The organism is Shinella sp., assembly GCF_035998705.1.
Classification (GTDB): Bacteria; Pseudomonadota; Alphaproteobacteria; order Rhizobiales; family Rhizobiaceae; genus Shinella.
Window position 1 is genome coordinate 62,188 of the sequence record NZ_DASYHH010000027.1, and the last position, 19,540, is coordinate 81,727.

The following is a 19,540-nucleotide window of genomic DNA, read 5'->3' on the forward strand; positions in this document are numbered from 1 at the left end:
GGATGAATTCAACTGTCAGGCGACGGGGTAAGGATGCGCGTGCAGCAGGTTCGCCAGCCGTGACAGCGCGCGCGGCCCGGCCTTCACCTGCTCGCAACGAACCTCCGATACGCCGGGAACCGCCATGAGATAGCTGCGCACCGGGCCGACAAAGGTCATGGCAAGGTTAGGGCAGGCACGGCAGGCGCCCGAGAGGGCGACATGCACGACGCCCTCCTCGGTAATGTCGGTGATCTCGAGATCGCCGCCATGGCCGAGAACGAGCGGCCGCGCCCGGTCGAGCGCGGCTTCGAGGGCGTGAAGATCGATCATCAAACGAGCCCCAGTTCGCGCTTCTTGGCTTCCAGATCGATGCCCATGCCGCGGGCAAAGGCCTTGCCAAGAATGTTCTCCTTCATCTCGCGGGTGATTTCGGGATAACCGTATTTGTCCTGAAGCTCATCGGGCATGACGAGATTGGCGAGCGTGTCGATATAGGTCTGCACATGCGGCCAGATGAACGCTTCCGAGCCGTAGCAGATGCGGTCCGAGCCGACGTAAAGCAGCGCTTCGCCCAGACGCTGAAGCATCTTGTAGGGCTGAAGATAGTACTGGTTGAACCAGAGCGGCAGGACCAGATAGACGTTCTCGAAGCGGCTGGCGATGGAGATGGTCTCGTCCACGTAGGGGTCGCCCAGATGGTGGATGCCGAAATTCAGCTCCGGGAAATCGGCGGCCGCATATTGCAGGTCGTTGGGCTTGAAGGCCTCCACCGGGCCAAGCTCCAGAGGAAAACCCTTGTGGAACTGCACCATCTTGATGCCGAGTTCCATCGCCTTTTCCCAGAGCGGATAGGCGATGTCGCGGTCGTCGGCGCGCCAGGCGCAGCCGCGCGACTGGTACTGGTAGAACTTGAAGCTGACCGCGCCGAGTTCATGCACCTGCCGCTCCATCTCCTTCAGCGCCGGGCCGAGGCCGTGATAGACCGGGTCGACCCCACCGGTCAGCACGATGCGGGCCGGATCCTTTTGGGCGAGCGCATGGCTGAGTTCGACGGGGCCGAGGCCGGCGCGCCAGTGGGAAAACAGCGGCACCGAACAGGCACAGGCCATGTCCGTGTCAGCCTTGCCGAACAGCATGTCGATGCCCCAATCGAGATCCGGGTCGGAAAAGGTTTCCGGTTCCGGCGGCGGCCCGCGGCGGCCGGTCAGGTTGATGAATCCGGTCAGCTGTTCGCGCAGGATGCGCACCCGCCTGCCATCGCTTCCGTCCTTGATCTGGCCATCGCTGAAATCCTGGCAATGCACCGCCGCATCAAAGACAAACATTCCGTCCTTCATGAAGTCTCTCCCATCGATCCGAAGGCGCGTAAGCGCCGTGGCTGGCTTGAAAAGCCAGTCGGATCAATAGCATGGGGAGAAGAGAGACAGTCTTCGGATTATCGGAAGACTGCCTTCAGGCAATGTCGAAAAGGCCGGACAGAGCGTCGAACAGGCCAGGCCCGCTCGCCAGCACGAGTCCACCGGCGGCAGGCGATACGTCGCCTGGCGGATAGGACTTGAATTGACCGCCCGACGCCTTGATGAGCGCCAGACCGGCGACCGCATCCCAGGCCCACATGTGGCGCTCGAAATAGCCATCCACCCGCCCGGCCGACACATAGGCCAGCATGAGCGCACCCGCGCCGACCTGCGAAAAACTGCCGCCGGCCGAGAGGAGGCGCTCGGTATCGGCAGCAAAAACCGCCGGCGGGACACGGTGGTTATGGCCGATGCCAAGCCGTGTCCGGTCGATGCTGTCGATGGTGCTGACCGCGATCGGTATGCCGTTTATGGTCGACGCAATGCCTTCGGCGCCGGCGAACAACTCGTCGCGCAGGGGATCATAGATCACGCCGAGAACCGGCGCACCCTTCGACCACAGACCGATGGACACGCACCAGTTATGCGCGCCTTTCAGGAAATTCGTCGTGCCGTCGAGCGGATCGACGCACCAGACGAACTCGGCGCCTTCGACCGCAGATGCGCCCGTCTCCTCACCGAGAAACCCATCCTGCGGGAAGGCCGGCGTGAGAATGGCGGCAATCGCATCTTCCGCCTCGCGATCGGCGTTGGAGACGAAGTCGTTCAGTCCCTTCTGCTCGATCGCCAACCCGTCGCGGCGGCCGTAATGGGCGAGCAGCAGGCGGCCGGCTTCGCGCGCGGCGCGTTCGGCAACGGCCAGGCGCGGTTTCAGCCGCTCGGCAGACGAGGTGTCGGACATCGGATTTCCTTCAGTAGCGGGTCAGGGCGGTGACATCGGACGTGCGTTCCAGGCCTTCGATGGCCCGGCCGAAATTGCGCACCGCGTAAAGCGAATAGAGCACGTCGATGACCTGAAGCTGTGCGATCTTCGACACCATGGATTCATGGTATTCGCCCGGCCCCACGACGCCGGTGACCGTGGGCGTGAAGAGGCAGATATCGGCGTGCCGGACGATCGGCGAGTCGGGGAAGGAGGTGATGGCGAGCGTCATCGCACCCCTGAGCTTCGCCTGCTGGAGGCTATCGACCGTCGAGATGGTGCGCCCGGAATTGGAGACGCCGATGGCGAGGGATTTGGGGCCGAGCGTCGAGGTGGAAATCTGGCGGATGCCGAGGTCGCGGAAGAACAGGCAGCGCTTGCCCACCCGCATGAACCGCAGCAGCGCGTTTTCCACGCAGATCAGCGATGCGCCCATGGCGAAGAAGCCGAGCACGTCCGCCTCCTCGATCGCCGCGACCGCGCGCTCCAGCTCGCTTTCGGCGAGCCCCGCCCGCGTGTCGGAGACCGTCATCGCATAACGCGCGGCGACCTTGGACAGCACAGAGCCGACGTCGTCCTCGGCGGTGATGTCCTCATAGACGTGGCGTTCGGAAGGCGGCTGGGCCGTTGCAGTGCCTTGCGACAATTCCTCGGCGATGAGAATCTTGAACTGCTGGAAGCTCGGCACTTCGATCTCGCGCACGAAGCGGGTGACCGTCGATTCCGAGACGTCGCATTGCAGCGCCAGATCCTTGATGGAGATCGACTTTATTTCTTCCGGCGCCTTCAGCACCCTGTCCGCGATCCGGCGGAGCGCGGGGTTCATGTAGCCGGCCTTCCATCGAATCCGCATGAGGATGGATTGCCTGCCGTCCGTTGAGCTGTCCATCGGCTCATCACTCCGGTTGCGTCTGCGCAATTCTATAGCTTGCAACGAAGAGAAAATGAAATTCCTTTTTGTTACCAGACAGTGCACCCGGCGCGCGCGCTTTCCCGCGCCACGCGCACAACGTCATAGGCGGCCTTCGCTGCAACCAGCGAGTCCTGCCACGCCTCCCGCCAGAGCCGCACCCCGCCGACCAGCCCATCGCCCAGCATCTTGGACGAAAAAGCCTCGACAGTGAGATCGCCGCGGTAACCGGCGGATTCGAGCGCGCGGCAATAGCCGAGCACGTCGAAATGCCCGCCACCGAGCAGGCCGCGATTGCTGTCGGCGACATGGGCGTAGCCGAGCAGCGCAGCATTGCGGTGGATCGCCGCCGCAATATCCCCCTCCTCGATGTTCATATGGAACGTGTCCATGTGGATGAAGAGGTTGGAGCCGCCGGAGGCGCGGATCAGGTCGGCTGCCTCGTCCAGCGTGTTGACGAGATAGCTCTCGTAGCGGTTGACCGGCTCGAGGCCGAGGCGCACGCCGAGTTCGCCGGCCCGCCGGTCGAGACGGGTAAGGCTTGCCGCGACCTGCGCACGCTGCGCCGTCGTCGCCGGCGCCGCATAGTTGGCGAAGGCCGCATAGGTGATGCCGGAGACGGCGGGCGCCTCCAGTTCCGCGGCAATCTCCAAGCAACGGGCGACGCTCGCCTCACCGCGCCGCGCCACCTCTGGATCATTGGAGGCGATATCGGTGTCCGGCCCGAGCGCCATGCCGAGACGAAGCTCCAGCCCCGCCTCCCGCGCCACCCGCCTGGTCAGCGAAATATCGAGCGCGGCCGGATCGAACAGCAGCACCTCGATCAGTTCGAAACCGATCTCGGCGGCGGCGCGGCAGCTTGCCTCCGCCGCCGCGGACGACCAATCATCGGTGAAGACCAGGCTGTGAATACCGAGTTTTCCGCTCATATCAAACGCCCTCAGCCGAAGATGGAGCGGATGGTGCCGCCGTCGGCGCGGTGGCAGACGCCGTTCATCGCGTTGTTCGTCATCAACTGCACGACACCACGCCCGTGCATGGCCGGGTCGATCAGTTTCTGCGTGAGGTTGGACGGCTGGACGTCGCGGTAGAAATCGGCGAGCGCCTGTTCCACCGTCTTGCCCTGTTGGGCCGCGAGATCGGCGAAATAGGTCTCCACCGATTCCGTCGCCGTGCTGCCGGGCATGTAGCTGTTGACCCGCACATTGGTGCCGCGCGTCAGTTCGGCGAGCGAGCGGCTGAGGCCGAGCATCGCCGTCTTGGTCGTCGAATAGGGGATCATGTTGCCGATGGAGCGGATCGCCGCTTCGGAAGAGATGAAGACGATGCTGCCGTCGTTGCGCGCCAACATGTCCTTCAGCACGATGCGCGAGATGCGGATCGCCGTCATCAGGTTGTGCTGGAAATATTCCATCCAGCGCTCGTCGCTGACCTCGAAGAAATCGTTGACGTCGAAGACGCCGATATTGTTGACGAGGAAGGAGACCGGGCCGAGCTTGCCGGCGAAGTCCGCAAGCGTTGTGGCGCCCGCGGGCGTCAGCAGGTCGGCGACGACGCCGTGGGCGCGCGGGCCGATCGAGGCGCAGGCCTTGTCGAGCTTGGCCTGGTCGCGTCCGTTGATGACGACGACGGCGCCCTCATCATGAAAGGTCTTGGCGATGGCATAGCCGATGCCCGTCGCACCGCCGGTGACGATGGCGATCTTGCCGTTGATCCCGAAATCCATGTCCTATTTCCTCTCCCTATTGATCCTGCTGCCCGCGCGGGCAAACTGCGCAAGCCGGTCGCAGGCCGTCTTGATCTGGTCGAAGACGGCCTCGAAGGTCGCGCGGGGTTCGCCCCACGGGTCGATGATGTTGGTTTCCGCGCCGGGCGCCGCGAAGGCGCCGAGCCGTCCGACCCGCGCCCGGCTCGTTGCGGGTCGCAAGGCGTGGATCGCCGCCATGTTGTGGTCGTCCATGCCAAGGATCAAGTCGAATTCCTCGAAGTCTGTCTCTCGGATCTGGCGTGCCACCAGCGTGTCGAGACGGATGCCCCGCGCGGCAGCCACCGCGGTCGTTTCGCCATGCGGCGGCTTGCCGACGTTCCAGTCCATGATGGCGGCACTGTCGATGCGGTGACCAGGCAAGGCGGCGCGCAGGATGCCATCGGCCGTCGGCGAGCGGCAAATGTTGCCGCGGCAGACGATCAGCACCGACAGCGGCGGACGGGTGAGCGGGGCAACGCGATAGGCTGTGCCCGCCTCGACGAGGCGCACATCCGCCTGCGGCGAGAGGGCGGCGAGACGGTGCGCGCCATCGGCCGGATCGAGCGTGTTGAAATCGAAAAGCCCAAAATGATGGCCGAGCATCGCGCGCGCGCCGATGTCGTCGGCAAGCGCCACCGCTTCTTCCAGCGTGAGATTGCCCGGCACGCCGTTCGCCGCGCGCTCCGCATCGCGGCCATTGACCGGCAGCAACGCCAGATCGACGCGAAACGGCATCAGCCATTCCGAAAGCCCCGGAAACGGGATCGTATCGCCGGAATGCCAGAGCGTGACACCGCCGCCAGTTAGAACGTAGCCGAGGAACAGATGGCCGTCCTCGGTCTTCCGCAAATCCTCGTGCGCGGCCGGCGTGGCGGTCACCAGCACGCCGCCGAGATCGACGCTTTCCCCGGCATCGATCAACACGAGCCGGTCCTCCGGCACGCCGCGTTCGATGGCGCGCGCCCGTTCCGCTCGCGGCGCGAGGGCCCGGGCGGCGGGATTGGCCGCGAGCAAGGCCGGGATCGTGCCCGGATCCATGTGGTCCGTGTGGCCATGGGTGCAGAGCAGCCAGTCTATGCCGGTGAGGTCGCCGGGTGCGATCACCGGCGGCGTCATGCGGGTGTGCGGAAAACGCGTGCCGCGGTATTTTTCCGCAAGGGAATCCGAGAGATAGGCATCGATGACGATGCGCAATCCGCCCTGAGCGATCAGGAAACCCGCCTGCCCCAGCCAAGCCAGCGTTACCCCCTCGCCCGGTTCAAGGCGATCGACACTGGCAAGGGCGCGGGTCTCCAGGATGCTCATGGGCACACCAGGTTCTTCAACAGATTGTCGACGGCGACGCTGGTGGCGCGGTCGACGCTTTCCTCTGTGAAGCCGCCGGCATGGGGCGTCAGGATGACCCGCTCGTGGCTGAGCAGCGCGGAGGCCGAGGGCGGTTCCTGGTGGAAGACATCGGTCGCCAGGGTGGAGACCTGCCCGCTTTCGAGCGCCGCCAGCATGGCGCCGTCATCGATGAGTTCCGCGCGCGCCGTGTTGACGACGATGACGCCCTGGCGCATGCGCGAAAACATCGCGGCATCGAGCATGGGTCTTTCGCCGGGCGGGCAATGGAAGCTCACGGCATCCGCGCCGCAAAGCGCCTCTTCCAGGCCGACATAGCGGAAGCCCGGCCGCACGAAACCCGCATCGGGATAGGGATCGTAGCCGATCACCTCCATGCCGAGACCGAGCGCCATGTCGGCGACTTCGCGGCCGATCGCGCCGCAGCCGATGACGGCGAGCGTGCGCCCCTTCACCTCGCAGCCGATACGCCGGCGCCATTCCCCCTTGCTCAGATGCTGGTGCGACCAGGGGATATGGCGCGAGGCGGCGAGCAGCAGGCCAATGGCGAGTTCCGCCACGCCGCGGGCGTTCGCCCCGGTCGCCCGCTCCACGGTGATCCCGCGTGCCTCGGCTTCGAAAATGTCGATATTGTCGACGCCCGTGCCGTTGCGGCTGATGACCCGGAGGCTGCTTGCCGCATCGAGCACGCGCAGGCTGATCGGCTCGACGCCGGCAAGCCAACCGACGCAGCCCGGGATGCTGCGCAGCAGGTCCTCCTCCGACGGCATCTTGCCGGGCGCCGGATAGACGATTTCGAACCCCTGCTCCAGGAGCCGCGACAGGACGGGATGCCCCGCGCCGGAGAGCGAGCGGGGCGTGACGGCGATCTTACCGGTCATCGGCCTCGTCCGCTCAGCCGTTCCAACGCGGATTGTCGATGACGGTCGGCTTGCCGTCGCGCTCGACCATCAGCTTGCGAAACCCCTTGCTCTCGATCGTGCCGTAGTCGTGGCCGGCATTGCCCGGAAAGGCGAAAAAGGTGACGAGCGGTTCGGTCGGGTGCACGTTGATCGAGCGGTGCGCCCAGCGGCCGGGCACATAGACGGCCTTGCCCGGCAGGAATTCCAGCCACTGCGTCTCGCCTTCCGGCGTCTCCATCATCATATAGCCGTGGCCGCGCAGGCAGTAGTAGACCTCTGCGGTATCGATGACCGTGTGAAAATGGCCCTTCGTCATGTGGTACTCGTCGCCCACCTTGCCGGGATAGGTGATCGAGGTGCCGTAGGCGACGTCCTTCTCGCTGTCGGGAACACCCATGTCGTAGAATTCGTAAAGCAGGCTGTCGCCCCTGGCGAGCTGCGCCTCGAAGGCCGCCTCGTCATGGAACATGCCCTTCATCTTGGAGAGCGTGCGGCGGATCGGCTCGCGGGTGGAGCTCAGGCCGTTGTTGAGGTTGAATTCATGCAGGCTTGGCAAAACGGTCATGTCCTGTTCCTTTCAGGCGGTGGCGTCGCGGGCGATGCGGCTCAAGTCGTCGAAGGCCGGCCCGGACATGGGGATGTCGATGTCGAAAACTTCCGCGATCACGCGGGTCCAGCCGTGGATGAAGTAAACCCATCCGTCGTGGACCGTGAGGTTGCGGCCCCGGGCTGCGGCACGCGCCTGGTCGAGGAAGACGAGGTCGCCGCGATAGTTGAACTCCCAGACGAGCCCGTCCTGCGGGAATTTAACCGCGTCCGTCAGCGGCGAGCCCGGGCCGTCCTTGCCGAGGCCGGTGGCGTTGACCACCATGGAGCCCGGCGGGAGTGCCGTCACCACGGCGTCGGCCTCCGTAGGCGTCGGGGCAAGCCGGTAGTCGATGGGGATGGCAAAGCCGATTTTTTCGTGAACATGACGCATCTCGGCCAGCGAAGCCTCGCGCCGCGCCGTCACGACGATGCGCTGCGGCGTGTCGCCGCCTGCCCGCTTCTTGTTGTGCAGGTAGAGCGAGAGGGCGAGCGAGGAGCCGCCGGCGCCGAGGATGCAGAGCGTCGCGCCGGTCCTGGCCCAATGCCCTTCCGGGGCGATGGCTTCGAAGCTGGCGCCGGCCGTGATCGGGTCCTTGGCATGGCCGGCAAGACGCTCGCCGCGCTTGGAGATCGAGCTGATCTCGTGCAGGGTTTCGGCATAGGGGTCGAGGTCGTCGAAAAGATCGCGCGACGCCTTGAGCAGGTTGACCTTGTGGGTGGTTACCAGCGCGCCGAGCGACAGCGGATCGTGCTTGATGAAATCGACGGCGCCGCGATAGGCCGATGGCTCCGAATTCGGCGAAAAATCGATGCCCTTCATCTCGGCATCGAGGCCGAGATGCGCCGACCAGGCCGGAAAGACCTTCATGATCGAGGATTTCCCGGTGGTCACGCCAATGAAATACATCGTGCGACGGCTTCCTGGTGTGTAGGTCATGACGAACGTTTCCTAGTCGTGTTCGGCCCAGTCGCGCGACCGATCCACGGTGCGGCACCAGCCGCGATAGAGCGTGTCGGCGATCGCGCGTTCGACGGTCGGCTCGAACGCCTTATCGAGGGCGAAGGCGGTGTGAAGTTCGGCCTGGTCCTTCCAGTAGCCGACGGCAAGGCCGGCGAGGAAAGCAGCACCCCGTGCGGTCGTGTCGATGACCTTGGGGCGCAACACGCGCACGCCGAGCTGGTCGGCCTGGAATTGCAGGACGAAATTGTTCATCGCCGCGCCGCCATCCACCTTCAGTTCGGTGAGCGCGATGCCGGAATCGGCCTCCATGCGGTCGATGACGTCGCGGATCTGGTAGGCCATGGATTCCAGCGAGGCGCGGATGAGATGGTTGCGGTTGGCACCACGCGTAATGCCGACGATGGTGCCGCGGGCATATTGATCCCAGAACGGCGCGGAGAGGCCGGTAAAGGCCGGCACGATGTAGACGCCGTTGGTGTCCGGCACGTCCATCGCCGCCGCTTCCGTCTCCGACGCGCTATGGATGATCTTCAGCTCGTCGCGCAGCCACTGCACCACCGAACCGACGGAAAACAGCGTGCCCTCCAGCGCATATTCGAGCTTGCCGCCAAGGCGCCAGGCGACCGTCGTCAAGAGGCCGTTGTCGGACGTGCGGATCTGGCTGCCGGTGTTCATCAAGAGCGTGCCGCCGGTGCCATAGGTGGCCTTCACCATGCCGGTGTGGAAGCAGGATTGGCCGAACAGCGCGCCCTGCTGGTCGCCGATCGAGGAGGCGACGGGAATTTCGCCGCCGAAGAGATCGGGGTCGGTCAGGCCATAGACGTCGGAGGAATCGCGCACGTCGGGCAGGATCGCGCGCGGCACGTTGATTTCGGCAAGCAGCCGCTCGTCCCAGTCGCCGGTGCGGATGTTGAACAGCAGCGTGCGCGAGGCGTTGGAGGCGTCGGTCACATGGGCGCGGCCGCCGGTGAGGTTCCAGATCAGCCAGGTATCGATGGTGCCGGCGGCGAGTTCCCCGCGTTCGGCGCGGCGGCGAGCGCCGGGCGTGTTGTCGAGCAGCCAGGCAAGCTTGGTGCCGGAGAAATAGGCGTCGATGACGAGGCCGGTATTCTCCTTCACATAGGGTTCGAGCCCCCGCGCCTTCAGCTGGTCGCAGATGCCGGCGGTGCGCCGGTCCTGCCAGACGAGGGCGTGGTGCAGGGGAACGCCGGTCTTGCGATCCCAGATCAGGCAGGTCTCGCGCTGGTTGGTGATGCCGATGGCGGCGACTTCCGCGGCGGAAATGCCGACGTTCTGCATCACCTCGCGGGCGACGGAGAGCTGGGTCGCCCAGATCTCGTTGGCATCGTGCTCCACCCAGCCGGGCCGCGGATAGATCTGGCGGAACTCGCGCTGCGCGAGCGCGACGATGTTGCCGCCCCGATCGAAAAGGATGGCCCTTGCACTGGACGTTCCCTCGTCCAGCGCCATGACATAACGCTCAACCATGTCTTCCTCCCCCGCATCGTCAATCGTTCGGCTTGAACAGGATCTTGTGATACCTGCCGAAGCTGCGGTCCTTCAGCGCCTTGAAAATGGACGGCGCCTCCTCAAGCGTCGCCCGGTGGGTAATCAGCGGCTCGACCGTCAACCGGCCGTCGCCAAGCAATCCGATGATGTCAAACCATTCCTTTCCGGGGAACGGCAAGGAATAGGAATTCCACGAGCCGACCACCTGCAATTCCTCGCGCACGATCTTCGCAAAGGCCTTTTCCGCGAATGTGACGTCGCCATAGGCCGTGCCGTAGAGCATGACGGCGCCCTGCTTGGCCGCGATCATGATCGAAAGATCCCGCCCCGGCGCGGAGCCAGCGCATTCCAGCGATACGGCAACGCCACGCCCGCCGGTCGCCTCGCGCACCCGGGCCAGCACGTCGTCGCGCGTCGGGTTGAGGCAGAGATCGGCGCCGATGCTTTTCGCCAGCTCCAGTTTGTCGTCGTCCACATCGATGGCGATCAGCGGCCGCGCGCCGGAAAGCCTCGCGAACTGCAGGGCAAAATAACCGAGCGCGCCGCAGCCGACCACCGCCACCGCATCGCCGAGCTTCAGATCGAGCTTGCGGATGCCGTGCAGGATGATGGCGGCCGGCTCGATCGTCGCGGCGACTTCGTAGGATACATTGTCCGGCACCTTCAGCACGTTGGTAGCCGGTGCGCAGAGATATTGCGCGAAGGCGCCGTCGCTGCGCGAGCCCACGAAATCGTAATCGTCGCATAGCTGGAATTTTCCCGCCTCGCACCATTGGCACTTGCGGCAGGGCATCAGCGGCGCGACAGCCACGCGGTCGCCGGCTTTCAGATGGGAGACGGCGGCGCCGACCCGCTCCACCCGGCCGGCGAATTCGTGGCCCGGAATGGTTGGGAAACGGTAGGTGCCCGTCACCATGACGCGGCCGATATCCGAGCCGCAGATGCCGGCGGCCTTCACCTCGATGAGGACTTCGTCCGGGCCGATGTTCGGCACCGGCACGTCCTCGACGCGCAGATCCCCCGGCGCATGCAAAACGGCCGCCTTCATCGCAGGCTCTCCTCCTGAGGATAGATGATGGTCTTCATGCCCTTGCCCGAAAGCGCATGGTCGAAGGCGGCGACCGCGTCCGCCATGCCGAAGCGATGGGTGACGATATCGGTCACGCGGATCTTGCCGGTTTCCACTAGCTTCAGCGCCCGGGCATAATCCTCGACGCTCGACCCGGTCGAGCCGAGCAGCTTCAGACCCCAATAGTGCACCTTGTTGGTATCGATCTCGACCTTGGTGCCCTTGTTGAGGCCGGAGAAGAAGTTCATCCGGCCGAGACGGGCGAGGCAGGCGATCGCCTGGACTTGCAATTCCGGCGCCGGTGCGCAGGTCAGCGCGACATCGACGCCGCGTCCGCCCGTCAGGCGCAGCACTTCCTCCACCACGTCGACCCGGCTCGAATCCACCGTGTTCGTCGCACCCTGCGGCGCGATCTCTTCGAGACGCTCCGCCCGCCGACCGACCACGATGACCTGCCTTGCGCCATAGGCTTTCGCCAGTTGCAGGAACAGGCCGGCGATCGGCCCCGTGCCGAGGATGAGGACGCGGTCCTCCGGCGTCACCACAAGGTCTTTCCAGGCATTGAAGCAGCAGGACAGCGGCTCGACCAGCGAGGCCTCCTCGTAGCTCATGCCGGCGGGAATTTCGAAGAGGTTGCCGCCGTAGAGCGCCTTGGCGGTGACGGTCATATATTGCTGAAAGCCGCCGTCGATATCGATGCCGAAGGCCTCATAGTCGGGGCACATATTGTTGAGCCCACGGCGGCACATCTCGCAATGGCCGCAGCCGATATTCGGCACCGCGGACACCCGCTGTCCCGTCTTCCAATGCCCGACATGCCGGCCGACCTCGACGATTTCGCCGGCAAGCTCGTGGCCGAGAACACGCGTGTCGTTTTCACCGACACGAAAATGGCCGCCGCGAAGGACTTTCAGGTCCGTGCCGCAGATCGAGGCTGCGAAGATGCGGATCAGAACCTCGTCGTCCTGCGGCACGGGGCGCGGGCGCTCTTCGAGCGCGATCCGGCCCCTGCCCTGATACACGGCGGCCTTCATCGGCTTACACCTCCATCCCGTAGCGGTGCGCCTTGTGGGTGGGGTAGAGCGAGATGGTCGGGATGGTGACGTCGGGCGTGCGGGTCGCGACGTAGAGCGCGAGCCAGGCGACGTTGTCGACATCGATGCAGGAGGCGTGAATGCCTTCCTTGATTTCCTTTTCGTCGAGCCAGCCGTCGACATAGGCTTCGAGGTCGCCGTCATAGAGACCCTTGTCGATGATCTCGGTCATCGGCGTCTTGACGTGGCTGGGGTTCAGAACGGTGACGCCGATCTTCTTGTCCTTGCCTTCGAGCAGGATGTTCTTGGAAAAGCCCAGCATGCCGTGCTTGGAGGCGCGGTAGGGGCTGTGGCCGGGGCCGGAGGCGACGCGGGTCGAGGAGGAGCCCATATTGATGATGCGCCCACCCCCAGCCTGCTTTTCCATATAGAGGAAGGCTTCGCGGCAGCAGAGGAAGACGGCGGTCAGGTTCGGGCCGATCGTCTTGTTCCACTCTTCCAGCGTCACGCGGGTGACCGGCGGCGCCAGGCTATCGCGGCCGGCGGAGTTGACCACCACATCGACGGAGCCAAACGTGTCGTTGACCTGCTTGAAGAAGGCGCGAACCGTCTCCTCCTCGCAGACGTCGGCATAGATCGGCAGCACCGTGCCGCCATCGGCCTCGATCTCGCCGGCGATGCGCGTCAGGCGCTCCCGGTCGAAATCGATCATAGCGACCTTGGCGCCGTTCTGGGCATAGATGCGGGCAACGGCTTCGCCGATCCCGGATGCTGCACCTGTGATGATGCAGGATTTCCCTTTGAGGGACAGCCCCTCCGACAGGGTATTGCTGGGCATTGGAACCTCCGTTTTGTGCCCCGATCGAGGCGTGTCCAGATTTTCGATGAAACCGTCTCAGGCCGTGCGGGCAAGCGCGACCGCCTCCGCCGTGAGCCGGGAAATCTCGTCAAAGCGCCCTTCCCGGACGAGTTTTGCGTCCACCATCCAGGAACCGCCGCAGGCAAGCACGGCAGGCAGAGCGAGGTAATTCGCAAGGTTCGCAGCCCCGATGCCGCCCGTCGGCAAGAAGCGCATGGCCGGATAAGGCCCCGTCAGCGCCTTGAGGAAGGGCACGCCGCCGCTCGGCTCGGCGGGGAAGAATTTCACCGCCGCCAGCCCGAAGGACATGGCCTGCTCGACGCCGGTCGGATTGTTGATGCCGGGTACGATCGGCAGGCCGAGGGCCTGCGCCGCCGTCACGATCGCCGGATTGAAACCCGGCGTGACGATAAATTGCGCGCCGGCTTCCGCGGCCATGTCGAGCTGCTCGCCCGTCAGGACCGTGCCGGCACCCAGCAGCATGTCGGGAACCTCGGCGCGGATGCGGCGCAGCGATTCCGCCGCTGCCGACGTGCGGAAGGTCACCTCGGCGACCGGCAGGCCGCCAGCGACCAGGGCGCGAGCGAGAGGAACCGCATCCTCAGCCCGCTCCAGCACCACGACAGGCAAGATGCGCGCCGCCGCAATCCGGGCAACAATGTCCGCTCCGGTCAAGTTCATACTCCTCCTCCAATCGAATTTCCTACCGTGACCAACAAATAGAATGAAATTCGTTATTGTGCAATAGCAAAAAAAATGATTTTTATTTTGTGCGTTGGCGATCGAGAGAAATCCCGGTCGGGCGCCATCACGCCGCCCTGAAGGGCGGTCTTCCCGGACAATGGAAAACGACATCATGATCAAAGCAGTCTTGTGGGACATGGACGGCACCCTCGTCGACAGCGAGGACATCGCCGTCGAGGCGCTTGGCTGCGCCATGAAGGAAGCGGGGCTGCTCTCTCCCCCCGGCCTCAAGGAGCGCGTCGTCGGTCGCTCGGCGGACGAGATCTACGCCATCATCGTCCGGGATTTCGGACTGAAGGCCGACCCGCTGGAATGGGAACGGCGCAAGCATCATCACTACTTTCTCGCGGCGGAGCGGCTGCGAGGCTACGACGACGCCGTAAAAACCTGGCACCGCCTCGCCGCCGCCGGTATCGGCCAGGCCGTGGTGTCGAACAGCGACCGCGCGATCGTCGACGTCAACCTCCGCGCGGCCGGACTGGTCCGGCCGGGGCTCGTGACCGTCGCACGCAACGACGTCCTCCTCGGCAAGCCGCATCCCGACGGCTATTTCAGGGCCGCCTACCTGCTCGGCGTCGAGCCGCGGGAATGTCTGATCGTCGAGGACAGCAGCAGCGGTGCGGCGGCAGCCCTTGCCGCCGGCATCGAAACCGTTTTCGTGCCGCACAGCCACACCGCGCCGCCCGAGGGGGTGCGATGGTTGTCCTCGATGGCGGAACTCGAAGAGCGGGTGCTGCGCGCACCATGACACATTGACGATCCTTCCTAAGATCAATAGATATATCATATATTATCATGAAATCCCGGGAGGAAGCGATGGCGGATTATATTGTTGTGGGCGGCGGTTCGGCGGGCAGCGCGCTGGCCGGCCGGCTGGCGCTCGGCGATGCGGGAAAGGTGCTGGTGATCGAAGCCGGCCCACGCGACAGCAATCCGCTGATCCACATTCCGGCCGGCTTCGTGAAGCTGCTCGATTCGGACCTTCTCTATCACTACAAGACCGAGGCGCAGCCGACGCTGAACGGCCGCGCGCCGGTGATGCCACAGGGTGCGGTGCTCGGCGGCGGCGGTTCGGTCAATGCGGCGATCTACATTCGCGGCCAGCGCCGCGATTATGACGACTGGGCACGGCTCGGCGCCGATGGCTGGGCCTATAGCGACGTGCTGCCCTACTTCCGCCGGGCGGAAGACAATGACCGGCTTTCGGACGCCTATCACGGTATCGGCGGCCCGCTCGGCGTCTCCGACCTCCGCCAGGTGACCGACCTGACGCGCGCCTTCGTGCGCGCCGCTCAGGAGGCCGGCATTCCCTATACGCCGGATTTCAACGGCACGCGCCAGCGCGGCGTCGGCTTCAACCAGACCACCACCCGCAACGGACGGCGGTGCAGCGCCGCCGTCGGCTACATGCGCCCGGCCATCAAAACCGGAAACCTCGAAATCCGCACCGGCTGCCTCGTCACCCGCATCCTCTTCGACGGCGACCGTGCCAGCGGCGTCGAATATGTCCGCAACGGCAAGGTCGAGACCGCTTCGGCCGACAAGGAGGTCATCCTCTCCGGCGGCGCGGTGCAGACGCCGAAACTGCTGATGCTGTCCGGCATTGGCCCGGAAGCGGAACTGAACCGGCACGGCATCGCTGTCAAATACCGGCTGGAGGGCGTCGGCCAGAACCTGCAGGATCATCTCGAATTCCCGGCCATCCGCTTCTGCACCGGCCGCTACGGCTATTACGGCGAGGACAGTTTTTTGCGTTCCGTGAAAAACGGGCTGCAATACCTGCTGTTCAAGTCCGGGCCGGTCATGTCGAATGTCACGGAGGCCTGCGCTTTCATGAATGTCGACGACATGGAGGCCGAGCCGAACATCCAGATGCATTTCGTGCCGATCGTCTTCATGGACAGCGACCAGGAGCAGGTGAAACGCGCCGGCGCCACGGTGAACCCCTGCGTGCTGCGCCCGGAAAGCCGCGGCGAGATCCGGCTGAAATCCACCGACCCGGCCGCCCATCCGCTGGTCGATCCGCGTTACCTGACGGCGCCGGAGGATATGCGGCTTTCCGTGAAGGCGCTGAAGCTCGCCCGCAACATTCTGGCGCAGCCCTCCTTCGCCGATTTCGTGGAAGACGGCGAAGCCTATCCCGGCAAGGCGGTGGACGACGATGCGGCGCTCGGGGCTTACATCCGCTCCAAGGGCAAGACGGTCTATCATCCCGTCGGCACCTGCCGCATGGGGCGCGACGCGATGTCGGTCGTCGATCCGGAGCTTCGCGTGCACGGCCTGCGCAATCTGCGCGTTGTGGACAACTCCGTCATGCCGACACTGATTTCGGGCAATACCAACGCAACCGCGATAATGATCGGAGAGAAAGCTTCGGATATCATCCGCGGCCTGGCGCCGCTTGCGCCATCGAACGCTTGATGCGTAAGTGCCAGGATAGGAAACGCCACGGGTCCCCGCATGAGCCAGCTGCCGAAAATCAACAAGGGAAATCTCTCCGAGCAGGTCTACGGCACCATTCGCGCATCCCTGATGGACGGCCGCTACGAGCCCGGTGAGCGGCTGACCATCGCCAGCCTCGCCGACCAGCTCGGCGTCTCCATCACGCCGGTGCGCGAGGCGATCTTCCGCCTCGTCACGGAGCGCGCGCTGGAGATGCGGGCCGCGACCTCCATCCAGGTCCGCAGTCTCACGGCCTCGGAACTGCGTGAGATACAGCTGATCCGCCACCATCTGGAGGGCGAAGCGGCGGCTCAGGCGGCCGTCAAGATTTCGGCAAAGGACCTAGCCGTGCTTGAAGCGCTACACGCCGATTTCGCCAAGACCGCCGCCACCGATCCGCTCGAAGCCTCGCATATCAACCGCGAGTTCCACTTCAAGCTGGCGGAAGCGGCGGAAATGCCGATGCTCTATTCGACCATCGAAGGCATGTGGGCGCAGATGGGGCCGCTCATCCACCTCTATCACCTGCACACCCCTCCCCGCGTGCTCGTCAGCGGCAAACACGGCCATTACGACGTGCTGCGCGCACTGGCCGCCCGCGACCCGGAAAGCGCGCGCCGCGCCATCCAGGCCGATATCGGTGTCGGCGTCGTGATGGTCGACTGGCTGGAGGCAAAAGGGGCGGCCGAAGCCGCCCCGTGAGTGTCAAAGCTCGATCCACGTCGTCTTGAGTTCCGTGTATTTGTCGAGCGCGTGCAAAGACTTGTCGCGCCCGTTGCCGGATTGCTTGAAGCCGCCGAAGGGAACGGTCGCGTCGCCGTGATCGTAGCAATTCACCCAGACCGTGCCGGCCCGGAGCTTGCGGGCGATCTTGTGGGCGCGTGACAGGTCGCGCGTCCAGACCGCGGCGGCAAGGCCATAGGATGTGTCGTTGGCGACACGCACCGCCTCCTCGTCGTCCTCGACCGTGATAGTCGAAAGCACGGGGCCGAAGATTTCCTCCTGCGCGATGGTCATGTCATTGCGCACATCGGCAAAAATCGTCGGGTTGATGTAATAGCCATCCGGTGTATCACCCGGCCGGTCGCCGCCGAGCACCAGCCGCGCGCCTTCCGCCTTGCCCTTGGCGATATAGCTCTCGACGCGGTCGCGATGGCCGCTTTCAACCAGAGCGCCGAGCTTCGTCGCAGGGTCGAGCGGATCGCCCGGCCGGATCGATTTAGCCGTCTCGACGACGATATCGAGGAACTGCTCCTGGATGCGCTTCGAGAGGATCAGCCGCGAGGGCGCCACGCAGACCTCGCCCTGGTTGAAGCAGATCGCCGTTGCCGCCCGTTCCGCCGCGACCCGCAATTCCGGCACGTCGTCGAGAATGATGTTCGGCGACTTGCCGCCGCATTCGAGGAAGACGCGCTTCATGTTCGACTGGCCGGCATATTGCAGGAACAGTTTTCCCACTTCGCCCGAGCCGGTGAAGGCCAGGCAATCGACATCCATGTGCAGCCCGAGCGCCTTGCCGGCCGTCGGGCCGAAACCCGGCACGACGTTGAAGACACCATCGGGAATACCCGCTTCCGCCGCAAGCTCTGCAAGGCGGATCGCCGTCAACGGCGACTGTTCGGCCGGCTTCAGCACGACGGAATTGCCCATGGCGAGCGCCGGCGCGAATTTCCACGTCGCCATCAGCATCGGGAAATTCCACGGCACGACCGCGCCGACGACGCCGATCGGCTCGCGCGTGATCATGGCGAGCTGGCCGGGACCGGTGGGCGCGATCTCGTCATAGAGCTTGTCGGGGCATTCGGCATACCATTGCAGCGTGTCGAGCACGACGTTCACGTCGATGTTGCGGCTTTCGGACACCGGCTTGCCCATGTCGAGCGTTTCGAGCACGGCAAGCTCGTCCATGTGCTTTTCGAACAGCGCGGCAAAACGCTGGAGCACCTTCTTGCGCTCCTTCGGCGACCGGTCGCGCCAGTCCCCCGCCTCGAAGGTCCTGCGGGCCGCCTTCACCGCGCGATCGACGTCTTCCGCATCGCCTGCCGCAACGCGCGCGATCGCCTTGCCGTCGCGCGGCGAAATGTCGTCGAACGTCTCGCCGGAGGCCGCATCGACGAAGCGGCCGTCGATGAAGGCCTGTCCCTTGATGGCGATCCGGCTGCGGATCGCGGCCACATCCGCCTGTGTCAGTGCAAGATTCACTTCATCTCCTCCATTTTTGTCAGTGACATATATCATATATCATGTTATCTCGCCCCATCGCAAGGAGTTGTTGCCGGGATCGGCACAGGAAGGGAGGAGCGTGTGACGCAGCCAGTGAGAAACGATTACCGACCCACGGAGGCCGAGATCGCACGGCTCAGGGACCGCGCCCAGTTTGTGCGCCTGGAGACCATCCGGCTCATCGAGATCGCCAAGGTGGGCCATTACACCTCGGTGTTTTCGGCGGCCGAAATCTTCGCCGCGCTCTACTATGACGTGATGTCGCTTTCGGCGGACCCGAAATGGCCCGACCGCGACCGCTTCCTGATGGGCAAGGGCCACGCCGCCGTCGGTCTGTTCCCGATCCTCGCCGAACGCGGCTACATCCCGACCGAGGTGCTGAACGGCTATACCCGCCTCGGCAACCCGCTCGGCGACCATCCCGACATGCGCAAGGTGCCGGGCGTCGATTTCTCGTCCGGCTCGATCGGCCATGCCCTGTCGAACGGCCTCGGCATGGCGCTGGGCGGCCGCATGCAAGGCCGCGACTTCACCACCTTCGTCATGCTCGGCGACGGCGAAATGCAGGAAGGCCAGGTCTGGGAGGCCGCCATCGGCGCCGCCCACCACAAGCTCAACCGTCTCGTCGCGATCATCGACCGCAACGGCTACCAGCTCGACGGCGCGGTGGACGACGTCATGGGCATCGAACCCATCGACGAGAAATGGCGGGCTTTCGGCTGGGAGGTGCATGTCGTCGACGGCCACGACATCGCGGACCTCACCGCGCTGCTGCGCCGGGTCAAGGCCGATGTGTCCCGCGAAAAACCCTGCTGCATCATCGCGCGAACGCTGAAGGGCAAGGGCGTCTCCTACATGGAAACCGAGCCCGGCTGGCATCTCGGCTATCTAGACCCTGTCGATGCGGAAGCCGCGCGCCAAGAAATTCTGTCCAAGGTGATCTGAG

20 protein-coding genes are annotated in these 19,540 nt (G+C 64.8%); 4 read left to right on the forward strand and 16 right to left on the reverse strand.

Annotated features, from left to right (window positions below):
* Nucleotides 1-15: 15 nt before the first annotated feature.
* The 15 genes from VGN93_RS23515 to VGN93_RS23585 all read right to left on the reverse strand — a co-directional run bounded on the left by VGN93_RS23515 (nucleotide 16) and on the right by VGN93_RS23585 (nucleotide 13,866).
* Nucleotides 16-312 carry a NifU family protein gene (locus VGN93_RS23515; protein ID WP_327509421.1) on the reverse strand — a complete coding sequence of 99 codons (297 nt, stop codon included), beginning with the start codon at nucleotides 310-312 and terminating at the stop codon, nucleotides 16-18.
* On the reverse strand, nucleotides 312-1,319 hold the full coding sequence (locus VGN93_RS23520; RefSeq protein WP_327509422.1) for an amidohydrolase family protein: 1,008 nt from the start codon (nucleotides 1,317-1,319) through the stop codon (nucleotides 312-314). The genes VGN93_RS23515 and VGN93_RS23520 overlap by 1 nt, the downstream gene beginning before the upstream one ends.
* Nucleotides 1,320-1,434: 115 nt before the next feature.
* Nucleotides 1,435-2,241, reverse strand: a complete 807-nt coding sequence (locus tag VGN93_RS23525; RefSeq protein ID WP_327509423.1) for an inositol monophosphatase — start codon at nucleotides 2,239-2,241, stop codon at nucleotides 1,435-1,437.
* Between the two features lie 10 nt (nucleotides 2,242-2,251).
* Nucleotides 2,252-3,151, reverse strand: a complete 900-nt coding sequence (locus VGN93_RS23530) for a MurR/RpiR family transcriptional regulator (RefSeq protein WP_327509424.1) — start codon at nucleotides 3,149-3,151, stop codon at nucleotides 2,252-2,254.
* 71 nt (nucleotides 3,152-3,222) lie between these two features.
* Nucleotides 3,223-4,101 carry a sugar phosphate isomerase/epimerase gene (locus tag VGN93_RS23535; protein ID WP_327509425.1) on the reverse strand — a complete coding sequence of 293 codons (879 nt, stop codon included), beginning with the start codon at nucleotides 4,099-4,101 and terminating at the stop codon, nucleotides 3,223-3,225.
* An 11-nt stretch (nucleotides 4,102-4,112) separates the two neighbouring features.
* Nucleotides 4,113-4,898, reverse strand: a complete 786-nt coding sequence (locus tag VGN93_RS23540; RefSeq protein WP_327509426.1) for an SDR family oxidoreductase — start codon at nucleotides 4,896-4,898, stop codon at nucleotides 4,113-4,115.
* 3 nt (nucleotides 4,899-4,901) lie between these two features.
* On the reverse strand, nucleotides 4,902-6,224 hold the full coding sequence (locus tag VGN93_RS23545) for an MBL fold metallo-hydrolase (RefSeq protein ID WP_327509427.1): 1,323 nt from the start codon (nucleotides 6,222-6,224) through the stop codon (nucleotides 4,902-4,904).
* Entirely contained in the window at nucleotides 6,221-7,144 is a 924-nt protein-coding gene (locus tag VGN93_RS23550; protein ID WP_327509428.1) for a phosphoglycerate dehydrogenase, read from the reverse strand. Before VGN93_RS23550 ends, VGN93_RS23545 begins: the two co-directional genes overlap by 4 nt.
* 13 nt (nucleotides 7,145-7,157) lie before the next feature.
* Nucleotides 7,158-7,730: a glucose-6-phosphate isomerase gene (locus tag VGN93_RS23555; protein WP_327509429.1), complete on the reverse strand. Its 573-nt coding sequence runs from the start codon at nucleotides 7,728-7,730 to the stop codon at nucleotides 7,158-7,160.
* A gap of 12 nt (nucleotides 7,731-7,742) precedes the next feature.
* Entirely contained in the window at nucleotides 7,743-8,690 is a 948-nt protein-coding gene (locus VGN93_RS23560) for a shikimate dehydrogenase (protein WP_327509430.1), read from the reverse strand.
* 12 nt (nucleotides 8,691-8,702) lie between these two features.
* A complete protein-coding gene (gene glpK, locus VGN93_RS23565; protein ID WP_327509431.1) occupies nucleotides 8,703-10,202 on the reverse strand; it encodes a glycerol kinase GlpK in 1,500 nt (499 codons plus the stop codon).
* Nucleotides 10,203-10,221: 19 nt separating this feature from the next.
* A complete protein-coding gene (locus tag VGN93_RS23570; RefSeq protein WP_327509432.1) occupies nucleotides 10,222-11,271 on the reverse strand; it encodes a galactitol-1-phosphate 5-dehydrogenase in 1,050 nt (349 codons plus the stop codon).
* Nucleotides 11,268-12,326 carry a zinc-dependent dehydrogenase gene (locus VGN93_RS23575; protein WP_327509433.1) on the reverse strand — a complete coding sequence of 353 codons (1,059 nt, stop codon included), beginning with the start codon at nucleotides 12,324-12,326 and terminating at the stop codon, nucleotides 11,268-11,270. The genes VGN93_RS23570 and VGN93_RS23575 overlap by 4 nt, the downstream gene beginning before the upstream one ends.
* A gap of 4 nt (nucleotides 12,327-12,330) precedes the next feature.
* On the reverse strand, nucleotides 12,331-13,164 hold the full coding sequence (locus tag VGN93_RS23580) for an SDR family NAD(P)-dependent oxidoreductase (protein ID WP_327509434.1): 834 nt from the start codon (nucleotides 13,162-13,164) through the stop codon (nucleotides 12,331-12,333).
* A gap of 57 nt (nucleotides 13,165-13,221) precedes the next feature.
* Entirely contained in the window at nucleotides 13,222-13,866 is a 645-nt protein-coding gene (locus VGN93_RS23585) for a bifunctional 4-hydroxy-2-oxoglutarate aldolase/2-dehydro-3-deoxy-phosphogluconate aldolase (RefSeq protein ID WP_327509435.1), read from the reverse strand.
* Nucleotides 13,867-14,041: 175 nt separating this feature from the next.
* Between VGN93_RS23585 and VGN93_RS23590 the strand changes: the two genes are divergently transcribed.
* The 3 genes from VGN93_RS23590 (at nucleotide 14,042) to VGN93_RS23600 (ending at nucleotide 17,073) form a co-directional block, all read left to right on the forward strand.
* Nucleotides 14,042-14,677: an HAD family phosphatase gene (locus tag VGN93_RS23590; RefSeq protein WP_327509436.1), complete on the forward strand. Its 636-nt coding sequence runs from the start codon at nucleotides 14,042-14,044 to the stop codon at nucleotides 14,675-14,677.
* A gap of 68 nt (nucleotides 14,678-14,745) precedes the next feature.
* A complete protein-coding gene (locus tag VGN93_RS23595; protein WP_327509437.1) occupies nucleotides 14,746-16,350 on the forward strand; it encodes a GMC family oxidoreductase in 1,605 nt (534 codons plus the stop codon).
* A gap of 39 nt (nucleotides 16,351-16,389) precedes the next feature.
* On the forward strand, nucleotides 16,390-17,073 hold the full coding sequence (locus VGN93_RS23600; protein ID WP_327509438.1) for a GntR family transcriptional regulator: 684 nt from the start codon (nucleotides 16,390-16,392) through the stop codon (nucleotides 17,071-17,073).
* Between the two features lie 3 nt (nucleotides 17,074-17,076).
* Here the strand turns inward: VGN93_RS23600 and VGN93_RS23605 are convergent, their stop codons facing one another.
* On the reverse strand, nucleotides 17,077-18,609 hold the full coding sequence (locus tag VGN93_RS23605; protein WP_327509439.1) for an aldehyde dehydrogenase: 1,533 nt from the start codon (nucleotides 18,607-18,609) through the stop codon (nucleotides 17,077-17,079).
* Between the two features lie 66 nt (nucleotides 18,610-18,675).
* Between VGN93_RS23605 and VGN93_RS23610 the strand changes: the two genes are divergently transcribed.
* Nucleotides 18,676-19,539, forward strand: a complete 864-nt coding sequence (locus VGN93_RS23610) for a transketolase (protein WP_327509440.1) — start codon at nucleotides 18,676-18,678, stop codon at nucleotides 19,537-19,539.
* Nucleotide 19,540 lies beyond the last annotated feature (1 nt).